Origin of the sequence: Streptomyces sp. NPDC018029 (assembly GCF_044327655.1) — a bacterium.
Classification (GTDB): Bacteria; Actinomycetota; Actinomycetes; order Streptomycetales; family Streptomycetaceae; genus Streptomyces.
The window spans coordinates 1-16259 of record NZ_JBIRFV010000014.1 but is presented as its reverse complement, the minus strand read 5'-3'; the positions used below and the strand labels follow the sequence as shown (position 1 = coordinate 16259).

Here is a 16259-nt window from a genome sequence, read left to right as displayed (position 1 = left end):
GGTTACCTCGGTAGAGCCAGCGTCGGCCTTTTGTATGCCTTTTCGGGACCCTTTAGGGACCCCTGCACCCTTGTGGCGAGGAAACGTACGCCCGCCTGCCCCACGGGGGCGATCGATTTGGGCCAGGTGAAACGCGCTATGAGCAGCAACGGCGGGTCGGGGTGGGCCGCTTGCGGCGCCGGCGGATTCAGTGGCGACCAAGGAATCTGAGGATGAGCAATGAACCGGAACTGTCGGCGCCGAGCAAGGGCTCGCTGTTGACGACCGTGCGTCGCGGGAGTGGGCGACTCCTCGGCATTCCCGTGCTCGCCGCCACAGCGGGGCGGGAGCCTTGGGAATTCTCATGGCATGGAACGGGAACGGCCCCGGCGACGTACCGCGCTGGCCGCAGCGAACGGGCTGTACGTCATCGGCTCTGGGACTGTTGCCGGATCCCTGGAACGGCTGAGGTCCGCATCGGCACGGAAGACGGCATGACCATCTCGACGGTGCACGGCGACGAGATTCCGGTCTTCGCGTTCTCCCACTCCTTGCTCGACTCCGGCCAGGCCGCCGCTGCGACTGTGCAGATGCGGCGCGTCAAGAGTGCGAGCCCGGCGCGCCGGGGGAAGTGCCGAAGGTCGTCCGCAGGCGAGACTGGCGGTGGGCCGACCTCATGCTTGCCCCGCTGCCCGTCCTGATGCTCCTCGCGGCCACCGGCGTTTATGGGACGTGGAGCTGAAACCCCCTACGAAATGGCGGGCGGCCATGCCCGTCAGATCTGAGTGTGGGAGTCGGGGCTGGTGTCGAAGCCGGACTCCTCAGCAGCAGCAATGGCGCGAGGGTCGGAAAGCTGTTCACGTGGTGAATCTCAGATCCGCCCCATACCGATTCTATTCGATGGAGAACCTGACATGACGGCATTTGCAGTGACTGTACTGCTTGCCGAAGGCCGAGTCTCCTCCGATCCGAGTGTTCACACCATGGCCTTCTTCCTTCTCTTCGGAACGGTAGGCGTGATCCTGGCAACGGACTTCAGGGGGGCGGCCCACTAATTCATGGTTTTCGTTTCCAGGGCCGTATTCGGTGGTCGAGGTGCTGCGACGCCAAAAGTCGCGAGGCTTTCCGGACTCGTTATCGCCGTCATTTGCGTCGCCGGGCTCATCGCGGAGACGAGCCTCATGTTTCGCTCGTCTTGCTGACGCTTCGCCGCTTCATTGGCACCCCGCTTCCCGGGACGGACTACTACATTCACGGCGCCCACCGGGCCGGCAGTGACCGCTACCGAGTCCGCTTGGCCAGTTCGAACGTCGACCCGCTCCTCGTGGGCCTGCCCGAACGATGGCCGGACGGGTAGCAGATCGGCGATTGGTGGTATGTGGGGGTATTGCGGCGCGTAGCACAGCGGGCCTTGGCTGAAGATTTCGCCTGCACAAGACAGCGAAGTCACAGCTCAGGACGCGCTCGACTACGTGATCGCCGACTTGGTGGGAGATCCCCTTTGGCATGACGCGGCAGCATCCGCTGCTCCGGCTCTGTACCAGTACCTGAGCTGCGCCTACGGCACCAGTGGCGTGGACGCTGCGTTGTACGACGATGACACCCGCCGACTCCGCGGTCCGCTCGACCGCCCACCGCTTCGGGACCGGGGCAAAGCCCCTGCTTCCGGGGGCGCGTTGCACGATTTCGAGGTCGATGCGCAGCGCGGCGGCGTGCTCGATGAAGTGCTTGCGGCAGCCGCCGTCAACCCAGACCTTGCGCAGGTTGGGGTGGTCGGCGGCTGCCTGCTCGAGGAGGGTGCGGCCGGCGGTGGAGTCCTGGACGCCGGCCGTGGTGACCAGCACGGCCAGTAGGAGGCAGAGGGTGTCGGTGATGATGCTGTGTTTGCGGCCCACGATCTTCTTGCCCGCGTCGATGCCCTGCGTGCTGGCGGGCACGGAGGTAGAGGTCTTGACGCTCTGCGCGTCGATCACGCAGGCCGATGGGTGCCTGTCGAAGCCTGCTGCCGATGTCGTGCCACTGTCCGTCTGGCACGGTGCCCGGTTCTACTCAGGCCGGTGCCGCCAGGCGGAAACCCACGCCGATCGCTTCGAGGTCCGGCTCATAGGCGCCGTGGCGGCGAGCGCACCGGGCCAGGTCTCGGTCGTGGCGGAACGCACCGCCCCGGGTGACATGCCGGTCGAAGGCCCAGTCCTCGCTGCTCGGCACCTCGGCGGGCGCGCCGGGGTAGGGAGCGTAGAGGGTAGAGGTCCACTCGTCGGCGTTGCCCGCCATGTCCAGCACCCCGAAAGGGCTGGCGCCCTCGGGGAACGAACCGACCGGCACCGTGGTGCCGATGCCGAGGTCCACCAGATTGGCCAGGCCGGTGCGGTACTCCTCGCCCCACGGGAACTCCCGGCCGTCGTCGCCCCGCGCGGCTCGCTCCCACTCGTCTTCCGTGGGAAGCCGCACACCGAGGCCGAGCCGCTCCCCGAGCCAACGGCAGTAGGCCGTTGCCGCCTCCCAAGTGACTCCGATGACGGGGTGGTCCACAGGTACCTGCGGGACCGGTCGGCCAGTGGCCGCTGCGAAGAGTGCCCACTGGCCGACTGTGACCGGGGTGCGGGCGATCCGGAACGCCGGGATGTGGATCTCCGCGCGCGGAGCTTCTTTCATGTACCACTCCACCGGCACCCCGGTGTCCGCATAGCGGCGGGCCACAGCCGCCACCTCGTCGACCGGCGTACCCCGACGCAGCAACCCGGCCGGAACCTCCACCCAGTCCACCTGCTCCACCCGCATGGCTCCTCCTCGGCTCGAGCGGACAACCTCATGATCACCGAGGTGCTCGGGGCGGACATCGGCCGATGGACCTACCTCGACAGCGACCTTGGAATTAAGGCATCGGGCCAGGGACCAGCTGTACTCCGGCATAACGAGCGGTGCCTGAGCCTGATGAGCCCTCGGGATGGCAGCCGGTCTGGAAAGCGGCCTCGGAAGCCGAAGTCGAAGGCGGACAAGACAAGGCGAAGGCGCTGCGTAAGCAGCGGCGGCGGTTCCACAAGGCCGGACGGCGCCGTCTTCCGCAACAGGGTGGCGCACGGCAAGACCATGCACGCGGTGATGCCGTCGGCCATGGCGGTGCCCACGGTGACAACGTCGTTCGCAATCGTCTCCGAACTCTGCGCGACGCCGTTCGCGCTTGGTCCCGGCGCGCTCGTGCAGGAGCGGCCGGTACTGGGCTGGCGGTCGCCACCTATCGCTGCCCAGCCCCGAAGTCGAGAACCCGTCTACGCGTCAAGCTCATCGTCATGGAGGGCCCTTTTGCGCTGAGAGCGGCTGATGAGCAACAGGGCGAAGCAGACGGTGGCGCAGGCCAGCCCTGTGTAAAGCAGAGGCGCGCTCCAGAACGACAAGGGGTGGGGTGCAGACCGATGCGATGCGGGGAACTGCGGGGCAGACGGCGTAATGCCCCCTGTGTTCGCGCTGTTACGACGCGACGGATTCTGCCAGGACGCAGCGCAAGGGGAGGTTGGCCAGGCCAGCCAGGGCCGGGAGGGGACGGCGGGCGGTCCACCCGCTGCCCTCTCCCTCCCCTCCGTGGCGTCCCTCCTCTCTTCTCCCCTCCCTCCCTCACCTCGACAGCGCAGGGCACGCGCGCCCGCGCGTCGGGCTGTCAGCAGTCCGCGAAGACGGAGCTCATCACGTCGTTGTGCCCGGACGCGAGGTTGCCCTGGAACCAACCGGGGACAGTGCCCAGGTACCCGGCGTAGCCACTGTGCTTGTAGATGTGGATACGGGTGGGCGTCCGGTTCCAGGCCGAGCTCGCCCGGTCCTCGAACCAGGAGGGCACCTCGTGATGGCCGCAGCTGGGCACCACCCAGAGCCAGCCGCCGCCATTGGAGTTCTGGAAGAAGCACGAGCCGCTGCCGCACTCCGACCAGGCCCGGGCGCCATAATCCTTGCCGCTGACCCAGTACAGGCCCTCCACGCCCGGCATCTTGGTGACGCTGCTCTCCTCGGCGCTCGCCGCCGTCGGTGCGGCGAGCGCGAAGGCCGCCGCCATCGCCGCGACGGTCGCCGCGATTCTCTTGCGCATGTCCCCTCCTGAAGCCACTGGAACGCTGTGCGTTCACTGTGGACCGTGGCGGGCCGTGGATCGTCGGCAACGAGCGCACGCTTCCTGGGCATTCAGCGCACGCGCCCGTGCCCGGGCCGCCGCCCGTACCTCGCTCGGCGGGACTCCGTACGCCTTGCGGAAGGCGCGGCCGAAGTCCGCAGGGTGGCGGAAGCCCCAGTGCGCGGCCGTCGCGGCGAGGGTGCGGTGGCCCAGTGCCGGGTCGGTCAGGTCCGCGTGGCAGCGTTCCAGGCGCAGGCGCCTGATCATGGCGCCCACGGTCTCCGGCTCGTGCCGGAACAGCAGGTGGAGACTGCGCAGGGAGATGTGGTGCTGGGCGGCGATCGCTGCGGGGAGCAGTTCCGGGTCGCCCAGGTTGTGCTCGATGAACAGCTTGATCCGGGCGCGCAGGACGGCCTTGCGCGTCTCCGGGGACAGCGTGTCCTGGGCGCCGAGCCGCCCCGCGAGGACGGTCGCGGCCAGATCGGCGCCGATCGCGCCGAGCCGGGCCAACTCCGCCGGATCGCAGGCGCGGGCGGCTGCCGGGAACCCGCCCAGGTACGCGCCGAGCAGTGCCGCTGACCCCGCCCCGGGCCGGGTGGACAGCGACTCGGCCAGCAGCCGGTCCGCCCGGCCACCGGCCAGCGGCAGCGCCGACCGCGCCAGCCGCAGCAGCGTCAGCCGGGTCTGCCGGCCCTGGTCGAGGAAGTCGCTGACGAGCGGAGCCGAAGTGGAGAACAGGGCCATGTCACCGGCTTCGAGGCAAGCCACGCTGCCGGCCTGTTCCAGCCGGACGGGGCTTCCCCGGACGAGGACCAGGTAGTACTCCTCCGGGTCGTGGCGCCGGATCTGCAGGGGTGAACGGCGCGCGGTCATCGGGGAGAAGGCGAAGGCCGCCACCTGGCTGTGCGGCATCCCCACGGCCTCCACGCTGCCTCTGAAGCGGGCCGCGTGCGGGCTGCGGATCGTCACCGGCATGACCTCGTTGCCGACCATGTCGGACCACCAGCCGAACCGCTCCGCCGCCGGGACCACATCGGTGTTCGCAGAGACCACGGGCCCTTCCGCGCCGTCGTCGGCCTGCCGCGTCTCATTGATGATGGACATTCAATGATGCTCGCGGCAGGGTACGGACCCGGAAAGCTGACCGCCGGTCAGGAGGCGTCGGTTTTTCTCCTTTCCGGCCGCAGTAGTCGCAGCAGCCGCGTGGACATCAACTGAGCCGTATACGCAGCTGGTTCGTGAGCGGACCGCGGCCGATGGACGCCCCGCGGTGCTGCTGTACGTGGGGGGACTGGGATGGGTCGGGCGAGGGCGTCGAGCGGGACTGGGTGGCGCGCACCGGGTGTTGGTCGGGGGTGGAGCGGGTGTTGCTGACGCGGGACCAGGTCGAGGAATACGGGCTGCTGCCCACGGCGGGTAAGGCCGCCGATCCGCGGTGGGCGGCATGGGCGAGGCGCCACGGCTACGACCGCCGGCGCCTGGTGCGGTGGGAGGTCGAGGTGCTGGATGCGGCCGAGTTGCAGCGCCTGGTCCTCGCGGCGGTGGAGCGGCACGTCGACCGTCAGGCGCTCGCGGTGGTGGTGGCTGAGGAGGCGCGACAGTGTGCCGCGCTGTCGGCGTTCGTGTCCGGGTGGGCCGGACCGGGGCGCCTGGGGGCGGGGGCGATGACCATGGCCGGGCCCTCCTCGCCAGCCTTGGAATCCGTCCCGGAGTCTGCTTCGGGGGATCCGGCCGGGTGCGCGGAGGTCAGGTGATCAGGTCGCCGACGACAGCCACGCCGCCGGCACCTCCACTAGTCCGTCCGGCAGCGGTTGCCCGGCCTCCGGCAGCAGGCCCCTCGGCGCCATCGAAGTGGATCTTGCTGCCGGCGAACCCCGCGACCTGGCCGAGGTCGACCACGCCGCCGGAGAACCGCACCCGGCTGAAGTAGACCGTGCCACCGGAGAAGTGCGGTCGTCCTCCGAGAAGCCAACGGACGCCTGTCCGCCCCGCTCAAGGGCACCGCGTGCTGCGTCCAGAACCGCGCCCGCCTCGTACAGGCCCTCTACACCCGGCTGGACCGCCTCACCGAACCCGCCCCAGCCCCACCGGTTCGCCGGCCCCGGCGCGCAGCTCGGCGTCCCCTTCTTTCCAGGACGGCAACGCCCGCGCCGGCACGTCTTCCTCGTCCACTGACTGGTGCACGGGTTGTGCTGTCAGGGCGCGAGGTCGCCGGAGTGCCGGTCGTCGGCGGCCAGGACGCGCCGCAGCAGGTCGGACAGGGTGGCGCGCTCATGGGGGGCCAGGCAGCCGAGGAACTGGTCCTGCGAGCGCTGCGCCACCTCGAACAGGTGGCGCTGGAGCCGCTCGCCCTCGGACGTGAGGGCGACGAGTTGCCGGCGGCGGTCGGCGGGGTCGCGGGTGCGCCGGACGTAGCCGCGGCCCTCGATGGTGTCGAGGTAGCCCACGAGGTGACTGCGGTTGAGCCCCAGCCGGTCGGCCAGCTCGTGCTGCGGGAGGGAGCCGAAGTCGGCGAGGGCGGTGAGGGCCGCGAAGTGCGGCAGCCGCAGATCCGCCTCGGCGACGGCCGAGATCAGTACGTCGTGCCCGATCCGGGAGACGTGGCTGATCAGGTATGAGGGCAGTTCGAGCAGGCTCGGCGGGCGGCCCCGGCCGTCGTTGCCGCAGGCGTCCGCGTCCTTCGCTTCCCTCGTGTCCATGGGTCCCAGCATAGACGACTGCATCACTGGACGTAATCATGTCGCCATGTAATGATTTCTCGGTGACATTACGTTGCCGTGCGCTCGGTGCCGGCCACAGGACCGCTCTCCCCGCATTCCGAAGGACCTCGCCATGACCGATGCCAACACCTCGAAAGCCTCCCCGGCGGCGCCGGAACCCGCCCCCGCCACCGGCGGCGGGGCGGCCGCCTTCACCGCGCTGCTGCTCGCGGTGCTCTCCTTCTCCCTGATGCAGACGATGGTCGTGCCCGCCCTGCCCGACCTGCAGCAGGAGTTCGACACGAGCACGACGAACATCTCCTGGGTGCTCAGTTCGTTCCTGCTCACGGCCTCCGTCGCAACCGCCCTGCTGGGCCGCATCGGCGACATGTTCGGCAAGCGCCGGGTGCTGATCGCCAGCCTCACCGTGTTCGCCGTCGGCACCCTGCTCGCCGCCCTGTCGACGTCCATCGGAATGCTGATCCTCGCGCGCGCCGTGCAGGGCGTCGGCTCCGCCGCCTTCCCGCTCGCCTTCGGGATCGTGCGCGACCAGTTCCCGCGCGAGCGGGTGCCTGTCGCCATCAGCCTGATCAGCTCCACGTTCGGCATCGGTTTCGGCGTCGGACTCGTCATCCCCGGGCCGATCGTGGACGCCCTGAGCTGGGAGTGGATCTTCTGGCTCGGGCTGATCGTGATCGTCCTCGGCATCCTCGCGGTCGCCGTGTTCATCAAGGAGTCCCCGAACCGCTCGCCCGGCCGCATCGACTGGGCCGGCGTCTTCCTCCTGAGCGGCGCCGTCGTCGCCCTGCTGCTCGCCATCAGCGAGGGCAAGTCCTGGGGCTGGGGCTCGGTCCGTGTCGTCGGCCTCTTCGTGGCCGCCGTGGTCCTCAGCGTGGTGTTCGTGGTCGTGGAGCGGCGGATCAGGGAACCGCTGATCGACATCGACCTGCTGCGCCGCCCCGCCGTCGCCACCTCCCACCTGACCGCGCTCATCATCGGTTTCGGCATGTACGGCGCGTTCACCCTGGTGCCGCTGCTCGCGCAGACGCCGTCCGAGGTGGGCTACGGCTTCGGTGCCTCGGTCACCGAGGCCGGGCTGTTCATGGTGCCGATGGCGGCCACCATGCTGTTCGCGAGCCCGCTGGCCGCCCGCATGGGCGCGGCCGTAGGTTTCAAGCCGCCCCTGGTACTCGCCTGCCTGGTCGGCGTGGTCGGCTTCGTCGTCTACGCCGCCGCACACGACACCGAGTGGGCCATGTACGCCGGTTCCGGTGTGCTCGGCATCGGCGTGGGCTTCGCCTTTGCCGCGCTCGCCAACCTCGTGGTGGGCGCCGTGGACCCGCGGCAGGTCGGGGAGGCGACCGGCATCAACACCATCATGCGGACCATCGGCGGTTCCCTCGGCGCGCAGATCGCCGCGTCGATCGTGGCCTCCGAGACCGTACCGGGCACACCCGTGCCGGCCGAGTCCGGCTACACGACCGCGTTCGTCATGTCGGCCGTCGCCCTCGGCGTGGCCACCCTCGCCGCCCTCGCCGGACCCGGTGCCCTGCGTAAGGGAACCGCACCTGCCTCCGGTGCCGCGGCGCCCAAGCCCAGCGGCTCCGCCGCCCGCTGAGGAGCGCCGCATGCCCGACTACGGTCACGAACTCCTCTTCGGCTCCGTCCTGACGCCCGTGGCCGACCGGCCCGGCGAGGTCGTTGCGGCGGCCCGAATCGCCGACGCAGCCGGCCTGGACCTGGTATCCATACCCGACCACCCCTACCAGCCCGGGTTCCTCGACGCCTGGGCGACCCTCGCGGTGATCGCTGCCGCCACATCGCGGATACGGGTGCTGCCCAACGTGGCGAACCTGCCGCTGCGTCCACCCGCGGCCTTGGCCCGCACCGCGGCAAGCCTCGACCTGCTCAGCGGCGGGCGGGTCGAACTCGGCCTGGGCGCCGGGGCGTACTGGGACTCCATCACCGCCGAAGGCGGCCCCCACCGCACTCCCGGCGAGGCCCTCGCCGCGACCCGGGAGGCCATCGAGATCCTCCGCGCCCTGTGGGCCGGCGGCGCACGCGTCCACTTCGAGGGCAAGCACTACAAGCTGGCCGGCGCGGCCCCCGGGCCCGCACCGGCCCACCCGATCTCCGTCTGGCTCGGCGCGGTGGGCCCCCGGATGCTGCGCCTGGCCGGAGCCGCCGCCGACGGCTGGCTGCCCAGCGTGCCGCACGTGCCGCCGCCGCGGCTCGCCCGGGGGCAGCTGATCATCGACGAGGCCGCCGAGGAGGCCGGGCGGAAACCGGAGCAGGTCCGCCGCCTCTACAACCTCTCCCCGGGCCCGGGCGGCTTCCCACAGGGCCCGCCGGGCGACTGGCCCGAGCAGCTGGCACAGCTCACCTTCGAGGCGGGCACCAGCGCCTATCTGCTGCCCTCGGGGCATCCGGAACTGATCCGGACGTTCGCCGAGGAGGTGGCCCCGGCCACCCGGGAACTCGTCGCCGCGGCCCGCACCCGGGGCGACGAGCCGCGCATGTCCCGGGCGGCGGCCGGCGTACGCGCCACGTCGGGGACGGCGGCCGCCGGACACCCGTTCTCCGTGCAACCGACCCCCGACACGGGCCTGCGGCACAGCGCCGAGCGCCTGTGGGACGAGGCGGCCCGGCCGGCCGGACCGGACCGGGACCCGCAGCGGCGTTTCACCCCGGCCCAGGAGGAACCCGCGCGCAATCTGATCGCCGCCCACGACCAGCTGCGCGAGGACCTGACACAGCTGCGGGACATCGTCGACCAGGTGCTCGCCGAGACACTCGCCCCGGGCGAGGCCCGCTCCGAGCTGCAGGCACTGAGCCTGCGTCAGAACGCCTGGGCGCTGGGTGCGTACTGCGCCTCGTACTGCCGGATCACCACCGCCCACCACATGAGGGAGGATCAGGACCTCTTCCCCCACCTGCGCGGCAACGACCCCTCCCTCGGGCCGGTGCTGGACCGGCTGACCGAGGAACACCATGCCATCCACGGCCTCATCGAGCGCATCGACCAGGAACTGGTCGCGTCGGTGACCGAGACCGGCGACGGGTCCGGCCGCACGGGGTTGCGCGCGGCGGTCGATCTGCTCACCGACGCGCTGCTGTCCCACCTCGCCTACGAGGAGCGGGAGTTGATCGAACCGATGGCGCGGTTCGGTACGGGCTGGTAGGGCGCGGAAGAGGGGGCGGGGTTCGTCCAGGGGACGGGGCCCGCCCCCTCTTGCGGCTTCTGCGGAGCTACCCCTGGCCGCCCGCCACGGCGGCCAGCAGTTCCTGGGTGTACGGGTGCGAAGGCGCGTGCAGGACGTCCGCCGCAGGCCCTGTCTCGACGACACGGCCCGCGCGCAGGACCGCGACCCGGTCGCTGACCTGGCCGACGACGGCCAGGTCAGCGAGATGGCATGCACCGGCTCGAGTCGGCTCTGGGAGCGGTCCTGGGCAGTGATGGTGACGCTGTCTGCGGTGGTGGTCACGTCGTCCGTCCCTCTCGAGATGTCCTCTCCCCATAGCTGGTGCTCTGACCGGGAACGTTCGCCGGGTTGGTGATCACAGGGCCTCTTTGGCCTTGCGCCCTTTCAGGGAACTGGGTGCGTGCGACGATCAGAAGGTGGACGCACCTGCTTTCGTGGTTCTCCGGCGCCTTCTGATCGACTCCCTGTCGGTGCTGGCGGCCGATGCTTCGAACCAGACGGCTTGGCTCGAAGAGCACGAGGTTGCGGTGGATGAGCTCGCGCTGGACTTCGATCACGCCTTCCGCATGGCCAACAGGTTGGTCGAGCACCACCAGATCAGCGAGAACACCGCTGCAGAGCTCCGGGAGATCGACGTATTGCTTGCCGGTATGAGCGGTCACGAGCAGGCCGGCCGATGGACACGGGATGCGCTGGCCAACGACACCGGGTGGAACGAGGCCCGGCAGCTGGCGCGCCAGGCCCTCATCGAGCTGACCGGCGGATGGAAGCACCCGCTGCCGGACATCCAAGCGATCCGCTGACGGTGGTCACCGGCTCTGCCCACTGGAAGTGTCGTTCCGGTTGAGTGTGCCGGCATGTCCGATCGACGCGGGGAGGCAGGGTGGCGCTGCCAGTTCGGGTACGAGGGCTGACCGAGCAGGAGGGGCAGAAGCCGCAGCGGACTGTTCGTCGCGCCAGCACCAGCACGGTGCGCTATCGCCGGGCGATGATGCTGCTCGCCTCGGCGGGCGGGAACACCGCCCCGGTGATCGCACGGCTCGTGCAAGCCGACGAGGACACCGTCCGCGACGTCATCCACAAGTTCAACGAGATCGGGCTGGCCTGCCTGGACCCTCGATGGGCGAGAGGCCGTCCCCGGCACCGCAACGTCGCACGGCCCACAGAGATCGGACGCGAGGCCCTGCGCAGGTCCTGGGCTACCGGGTCACCTACGAGGTCACCGACCAGGTCGTCGCGCTCGGACCGGCACCCGACGAGTACGTGCCGCGCCGCACCGAGTGGCACCGCGAACTCAGCAAGAGCCTGCGCCGCTGGTAGCACGCGGGGCGACGTACGAGACCCCGGGCATCTGCGGTCCGAAGTCTCTCTTTGCTCTGGATGCCCGAGCGGTTCAACGACCCGCCGACAGGAGCAGGTTCAAGAGCGTCGGTGTCGTCTCTCAGCCCGGCGCTTCTTCCTCACGGTCGAAGAAGGCGGGGTCCATGCCAAGGACACCAGGTAGACCGGCGATGCCCAACCTGTCCGCGGTAGGGGCGGAGCCAGGTTCTTTGAGGATGGTCACCTCGTGCGTGCCCAGGCGGCCGCAGTCAAGCGCGGGACTGTAGAGGCTGTGCTTCGTGGCTGTGAACTGTCCCTGGCAGGGGTGAGGCTTGGTGATCTCGATGCGGCCTTCCTCGTGGATCGTGACGAGCGCCGGTTCCTCCACCGCCTTCTTCCTCCAGTCACCCATCTCCCTGTAGTCGTCGTCTTGCCCCCATCGGCCGGCGACGCTCTTGAGGAACTTCCTGCCGGCGACATCGCTCGTGGTGGCAGGTACGGGCGGCTCGTTCTGTTCAGGGCAGTCGTTATCGTCTGCTTCGCACCAGGTGGTAAAGCAGGCCAGCAAGTCCTCATTGCCCCTTTGGGAGGGGGCACACGAGTCGCTGTCGCTACCGCTCGCCCTGGCGGTCTCAGGCGGCTCATTCTGCGATGTACAAGCCGCTGTACCGACCAGAGCACACGCGATCGCGAGGCAAGCCAGCACCTTGCTCAACGAATCTCCCGTTCGCCGGGTGAACATGATGCGCCAAGCCAGATTCACTGCCCGTCCCGCTGCTGTCAAGACATGATTGGCAGCTTCAGCGCGGCTCTCGGCGCCCAGATCGTGCAGCTCAAGAACGGGCCTCCGCGGAGCCTGGGCCAGGGCGGCGCCCCATCACGAGTAGCGCCGGTCCTCGCGACAGTTCCGCACTGAGCTGGGAGATCACGGCCCTGAACGGGGCTTCCACGCGACCGGCGGCGGGGCGCCGCTCCTCGCTCCTCAGCCGTGTTGCAACCCTGAGCTGCCGGAACATCGCCCGGCGCACACAGCACCAGCCCCCGAACCTCCAAGAGTCCCGGGGGCCGTTGACGGCACAGGAAGGCGGTCAGGGGCTGTCCGGGGCGCGGCCTCGACGGCCGGCACCACGCCCGCCCAGTTCATGCCCAGCTTGGCGAGGGCAGCGCGCTGCTCCACGGTGAGCTTGTCCCGCCTCGACTTGGTGTTCGAGAGCCAGACCCCCAGTTTCACCGGCACCGGCACCGGCTCGGTCTCGCCATCGACCGTGATCTCCATGACCGTGCTGCGCGGGACGGGCCGCTGCCCCTCCTTCTCCACCCACTGCGTGAGGGCTGCCAGGCCGCGCTGGAACGCCGCCTCGGCCTTGCTCCCGGCCTTCTTCAAACCCTTGGCCGCGTCGGCCGGCTCCGGACGGAGCTCCGCCGCGGCGGCGGCCGGCGCCTGGTCGGGTTTGATGCCCAGCGCGGTCAGCCGCTCCTGCTGCTCGGTCGACAGCTGCGTCCAGGTGCCCGGCTTGCGTTGCTGTTGGAGCCATCGTCCGATGTCGTCGCCGTCGTAGGTGACGCCGGGTGCGATGTGGGGCAGGTGGCCGTCGGCGTCGACCAGGTCCGCGAGGACGCGGTAGTGCCGTTGCCAGTTGAGCGGCCAGGGGCAGTTCCAGTCGGGGTCGATCGTAGCCAGCTGTTGCGCGCGCTCCTCCGCCCGTTTCGGGTCCTTGCCGAGGCCGCCCTTCCGGCGCAGATTCGCGAGATGCTGCCCGACCGGCACCATCGCCTCGGCCTCGCCCCACACCGTGTCCTGGCGGGGTGCGAGGTGTCCGGTGGCCCGGTGGTAGGAGCGGAGCGTGGCGAGCTTGTTCTCCCACGCCTCTTCGCCCGGTTCCCAGATCATCCCGGCCTCGGGGGCGTCGAGCAGCGTCTTGCGCCGGTCCTCCAGCTCCCCGGACCGTAGTGCCTTGCGTTGCTGGTGGACCCACCGCCCAAGCGGAAACGCCTTCGTCGCCCCGACTTCGACCTCGACGTCGTAGGGGACGGCGTAGAGGCCGGTGATGTGGTTTTCCTTCCGCCAGCGGAGCAGGGCTTGGTAGCCCTCCAGCCAGACCAGGGACTCGGGCCGGTAGACCCGGGTGCGCAGGAACGCGGCGATGGTCGCGGCGTCGCGCGGGGTGGAGAAGTGGAGCAGGGCGGCTTCGGCGGCAGCCTGCGTATCGTCGTTCTCCTGGTCTTCGCCCTCGCCGCAGGCCCCGACGATCTGCCCGTTCTCGTCACGCTGCACGTGGACCTTGCGCTTGCCGCTGGTGAGGGCGCGGGAGGCGAGCTGCTCGACGAGTCGTTCATCATGTGAGCGCAGGCCCTGGAGGACCGCTACAAGGGGGCGGAAGGAGGCGCTGGCGACCATGTCGGTCGGGTCCTCGCCGGGCTCCAGGAACACCGGCACGATGATCCGCGCAACCTTGGTGGAGCCGTCCTTGTTGAGCCGGAGCGCCCGGCCGATGTTCTGCACGATCTCCACCTGTGAGCCGCGGGTATCCGCGAAGCAGATCGAGTCGACTCCCCGCTCGCCGGTAATGTCCACGCCTTCCCCGAGAACGCGAACGCTGGCGAGGAAGGCGCGGTGCACCCGGCGCCCGGCGGCGTCGATGCCGCCTGCGAACTGGCGGATCTTCTCGCGCCGTTCGGCGACGGTGTGGTCGCCGCACAGCCACGCCGACCACACCCGGTCCGGCGGTACGTGGCGGCCGGCCTCAAGTTCGTAGAAGGCCGCGTCGATGGAGGACTTCGGGAGCTTGTCGGCGGCGGCCAGGTCGTCGTCGGTGGCGTCGTTGAGGTACAACTCGGCTGCCGTCTCCGGCAGCTTCTCCGCGAACGCGGCGGCCTCCTCCACCTTCTGGTGGAACGTCATGACCGTACGCAGGTTGTACGCCGCCGCGTGCTCCAAAAGCGCGGCCTGCAACAGCGCCAGGCGCCGGCCGCGCCGCGCCTCCTCCGACTCCCCCAGAACGGGGGAGGGGTCGCGGATCTCCAGCACGTCAATCTCGAACCCGGCGAGGATCTCCCGCTCGATCGCCTCCGAGAGCCCGAGCTCCGCGAGCCACGCGCCGTACGTCCCGTTCGGGTCGTCGGCCATGGTCGCGAGCGCCACCTCCTGGCCGTCCGCGCCCTTCTGCGGTCGGGGCGCGGCGAGGATGCGCGGGGTCGCGGTCAGGTAGAGCCGGAAGTCCGCTGGGATCCGCTGGTTGTCGTGGATCGCCGCCCATGGCCGCCCAAGATCACCGGCGGTTCCATGGGCCTCATCAACGATCGCGAGGTCGAAGCCGTCCATGCGCTGCCCGTAGAGCCGCTCCCCGCCCGCTAGAGCGGCCTCCAGCGGCCCGCGAACCTTCCGCTGACCCTCGGGAGCGTCGATGTCCTCGCGATCCACCAGGGAGGCGTACGTGGCGAACACGACGACCGGCCCGTGCCCGGCCCACAGGGCGAGCTGGATCGGGTTGGTGGTGGTGCGCACCCCGAGTGCGTTGAGGGCCGGGTCGTTCTCCAGCGAGCACACCGCCACCATCGGGACCCGGTGGCCCACCAGGCGCCACGCCTGGGCGGTCTGGGCGAGCAGGTCCAGGGTCGGCACGGTCACGAGGATCCGGCCGCCCGCGAACGCTTCCAGCGCGCACGCGGCGGCCGTGATCGTCTTGCCCGAGCCGGTCGCTGACACGATCGTGGCACGGGCACCCTGCGGGGGCACAGATGACCTTGCAGGGAATCCCACCCACCTGCGAAACGCAGAACGTTGATCGACCTGGTGTTCCTTGAGCTGAATCGCTGACATTTCCTTGCCCTCCCCGAGCGGTCAATTCCTGTGGTCTTTCAGAGGGTCGTGTGCGGAATGCAGGCCGCGCCCGAGTCGTTCCAGATCGACGCGTCCGCCTTGTGCCAGCCGCCCGGCTTCCCGTCCTTGAAGGGCGGCTTGTCATCCACGTCGTAGTGCCCGGCATCCAGCGTGCAGACCACGACGTCCCCGTCCGCATTCCGCGTCCGAGCCGTGCACAGACCGCCGGCCTCACCCAGCGCCTCCAGCACCCGACGCCGCGCCGTGGTGTGCGGATGGGTGCCCGGCAGCACGCTCTCCCGGACGAACCTCTCCAGCCGCACCAGGTCCGCTCGCTCACGCTGCCTCACGTCCGCGATCTCAGCGGCCCCCGCCGACCGGCCGCCGCGCCGGGACCACTCCCGGTCCGCGATGCCCACCAGGGCCTCGCTCACGCCCCTTACGCCCTCATCCCAGCCGTCTGCGAACAACGCGCCCCGAGAGGCCGGCACCATGCCGCCCAGCTTCATCGCCTGGCACTGCACCCCGGCCACCAGGTCGTCCGCCTCGCTCGCGGGCACGCCCTGCGCCTTCAGGAGCGCGAACACCTTCAACCCGGCGTTGACGCCTGCGGTCTGATACTGGCTCACCCGGCGCAGAGAATCGCTGCTCAGCGCGGGATCGGGACCGGTAGATTCGTGGTGACCGGCCATCTGCGGTCGTCTCTCTCGGAATAGTGGGGAGGTTCTCGGATAGTTGGGGGGTGTCCCGTGTTTCGGCCAACGGTACATGCTGCATCAACCTGATGCACTCACTACGCTGGAATCCACACGAACGAGCGACCCCCATCCCAGTAGCCAGCCTGGCCCGCGTCAGCGGGCCTAAGCGGTTCCGGAGGCGCAGCCGGAAGGACCGTCAGGCGGGGGGAGCGCAGCGGACCCGCCGGCCAGGCTGGAGCGCAGCGAAAGCCTGGTAGCGGGACACAGCCCCGCAGCCCCGGGAGCGCAGCGGACGGGGCGTCAACCAGACTGCGCAGCAGTCTGGTTGTGCGGGACGCGCAGCGTCCCGCCAGCGCTTCCGCGGAGCGGAAGCGCAACAACCGCGCGCAGCGCGGTTGTTCACTTGCACATCGCGCAGCGATGTGGTACCCGCTCCGCGGG

Annotated in this window: 13 protein-coding genes and 2 pseudogenes; 6 read left to right on the top strand and 9 right to left on the bottom strand. The window is 70.0% G+C overall.

Features of this window, described 5'->3' with window-relative positions; translation table 11 throughout:
- Positions 1 to 1595: 1595 nt before the first annotated feature.
- The 4 genes and pseudogenes from ACH4D5_RS33900 to ACH4D5_RS33885 form a co-directional block, all read right to left on the bottom strand.
- Positions 1596 to 1979: pseudogene (locus ACH4D5_RS33900) on the bottom strand (transposase); the annotation flags it as partial.
- Between the two features lie 49 nt (positions 1980 to 2028).
- Positions 2029 to 2760: a formylglycine-generating enzyme family protein gene (locus ACH4D5_RS33895; protein WP_398310326.1), complete on the bottom strand. Its 732-nt coding sequence runs from the start codon at positions 2758 to 2760 to the stop codon at positions 2029 to 2031.
- Positions 2761 to 3634: 874 nt separating this feature from the next.
- On the bottom strand, positions 3635 to 4057 hold the full coding sequence (locus tag ACH4D5_RS33890; RefSeq protein ID WP_398310323.1) for a peptidase inhibitor family I36 protein: 423 nt from the start codon (positions 4055 to 4057) through the stop codon (positions 3635 to 3637).
- Positions 4058 to 4090: 33 nt separating this feature from the next.
- Positions 4091 to 5182 (bottom strand): helix-turn-helix domain-containing protein, encoded by a 1092-nt coding sequence (locus tag ACH4D5_RS33885; protein ID WP_398310320.1) that lies wholly within the window; start codon positions 5180 to 5182, stop codon positions 4091 to 4093.
- Positions 5183 to 5316: 134 nt separating this feature from the next.
- Between ACH4D5_RS33885 and ACH4D5_RS33880 the strand changes: the two genes are divergently transcribed.
- The gene (locus ACH4D5_RS33880) at positions 5317 to 5832 is read left to right on the top strand and encodes a hypothetical protein (RefSeq protein WP_398310317.1); all 516 of its coding nucleotides are present in this window, start codon (positions 5317 to 5319) and stop codon (positions 5830 to 5832) included.
- A 441-nt stretch (positions 5833 to 6273) separates the two neighbouring features.
- On the opposite strand, the gene ACH4D5_RS33875 is transcribed toward ACH4D5_RS33880, so the two are convergent.
- Complete coding sequence (locus ACH4D5_RS33875; RefSeq protein WP_398310314.1) at positions 6274 to 6777, bottom strand: MarR family winged helix-turn-helix transcriptional regulator; 504 nt, start codon at positions 6775 to 6777, stop codon at positions 6274 to 6276.
- Between the two features lie 133 nt (positions 6778 to 6910).
- Between ACH4D5_RS33875 and ACH4D5_RS33870 the strand changes: the two genes are divergently transcribed.
- A complete protein-coding gene (locus ACH4D5_RS33870) occupies positions 6911 to 8395 on the top strand; it encodes an MFS transporter (RefSeq protein WP_398310311.1) in 1485 nt (494 codons plus the stop codon).
- 10 nt (positions 8396 to 8405) lie between these two features.
- Positions 8406 to 9959, top strand: coding sequence for an LLM class flavin-dependent oxidoreductase (locus tag ACH4D5_RS33865; protein ID WP_398310308.1), 1554 nt, complete (start codon positions 8406 to 8408; stop codon positions 9957 to 9959).
- Positions 9960 to 10026: 67 nt separating this feature from the next.
- Here the strand turns inward: ACH4D5_RS33865 and ACH4D5_RS33860 are convergent, their stop codons facing one another.
- The gene (locus tag ACH4D5_RS33860) at positions 10027 to 10296 is read right to left on the bottom strand and encodes a hypothetical protein (protein ID WP_398310306.1); all 270 of its coding nucleotides are present in this window, start codon (positions 10294 to 10296) and stop codon (positions 10027 to 10029) included.
- 100 nt (positions 10297 to 10396) lie between these two features.
- On the opposite strand from ACH4D5_RS33860, the gene ACH4D5_RS33855 reads away from it, so the two are divergent.
- From ACH4D5_RS33855 to ACH4D5_RS33845, 3 genes and pseudogenes are all read left to right on the top strand, one after another.
- A complete protein-coding gene (locus tag ACH4D5_RS33855; protein ID WP_398310303.1) occupies positions 10397 to 10783 on the top strand; it encodes a hypothetical protein in 387 nt (128 codons plus the stop codon).
- Positions 10784 to 10863: 80 nt separating this feature from the next.
- A pseudogene (locus ACH4D5_RS33850) lies at positions 10864 to 11175 on the top strand (helix-turn-helix domain-containing protein); the annotation flags it as partial.
- A complete protein-coding gene (locus tag ACH4D5_RS33845) occupies positions 11100 to 11300 on the top strand; it encodes a hypothetical protein (RefSeq protein WP_398310813.1) in 201 nt (66 codons plus the stop codon). The pseudogene ACH4D5_RS33850 and the gene ACH4D5_RS33845, both read left to right, overlap by 76 nt.
- A 121-nt stretch (positions 11301 to 11421) precedes the next feature.
- Here ACH4D5_RS33845 and ACH4D5_RS33840 read toward each other — a convergent pair whose 3' ends face one another.
- The 3 genes from ACH4D5_RS33840 to ACH4D5_RS33830 all read right to left on the bottom strand — a co-directional run bounded on the left by ACH4D5_RS33840 (position 11422) and on the right by ACH4D5_RS33830 (position 15749).
- On the bottom strand, positions 11422 to 12015 hold the full coding sequence (locus ACH4D5_RS33840) for a hypothetical protein (RefSeq protein ID WP_398310300.1): 594 nt from the start codon (positions 12013 to 12015) through the stop codon (positions 11422 to 11424).
- Positions 12016 to 12282: 267 nt separating this feature from the next.
- The gene (locus ACH4D5_RS33835; RefSeq protein ID WP_398310297.1) at positions 12283 to 15120 is read right to left on the bottom strand and encodes a Helicase associated domain protein; all 2838 of its coding nucleotides are present in this window, start codon (positions 15118 to 15120) and stop codon (positions 12283 to 12285) included.
- Between the two features lie 38 nt (positions 15121 to 15158).
- Positions 15159 to 15749: a hypothetical protein gene (locus ACH4D5_RS33830; protein ID WP_398310294.1), complete on the bottom strand. Its 591-nt coding sequence runs from the start codon at positions 15747 to 15749 to the stop codon at positions 15159 to 15161.
- Between the last annotated feature and the right edge of the window lie 510 nt (positions 15750 to 16259).

Excerpts from the sequence above, each read along its gene's own strand:
- ACH4D5_RS33875 (WP_398310314.1), bottom strand. The coding sequence starts at position 6,777 with ATGGACACGAGGGAAGCGAAGGACGCGGACGCCTGCGGCAACGACGGC.
- ACH4D5_RS33870 (WP_398310311.1), top strand. The coding sequence starts at position 6,911 with ATGACCGATGCCAACACCTCGAAAGCCTCCCCGGCGGCGCCGGAACCC.
- ACH4D5_RS33885 (WP_398310320.1), bottom strand. The coding sequence starts at position 5,182 with ATGTCCATCATCAATGAGACGCGGCAGGCCGACGACGGCGCGGAAGGG.
- ACH4D5_RS33845 (WP_398310813.1), top strand. The coding sequence starts at position 11,100 with ATGGGCGAGAGGCCGTCCCCGGCACCGCAACGTCGCACGGCCCACAGA.
- ACH4D5_RS33835 (WP_398310297.1), bottom strand. The coding sequence starts at position 15,120 with ATGTCAGCGATTCAGCTCAAGGAACACCAGGTCGATCAACGTTCTGCG.
- ACH4D5_RS33865 (WP_398310308.1), top strand. The coding sequence starts at position 8,406 with ATGCCCGACTACGGTCACGAACTCCTCTTCGGCTCCGTCCTGACGCCC.
- ACH4D5_RS33860 (WP_398310306.1), bottom strand. The coding sequence starts at position 10,296 with ATGGGGAGAGGACATCTCGAGAGGGACGGACGACGTGACCACCACCGC.
- ACH4D5_RS33890 (WP_398310323.1), bottom strand. The coding sequence starts at position 4,057 with ATGCGCAAGAGAATCGCGGCGACCGTCGCGGCGATGGCGGCGGCCTTC.
- ACH4D5_RS33895 (WP_398310326.1), bottom strand. The coding sequence starts at position 2,760 with ATGCGGGTGGAGCAGGTGGACTGGGTGGAGGTTCCGGCCGGGTTGCTG.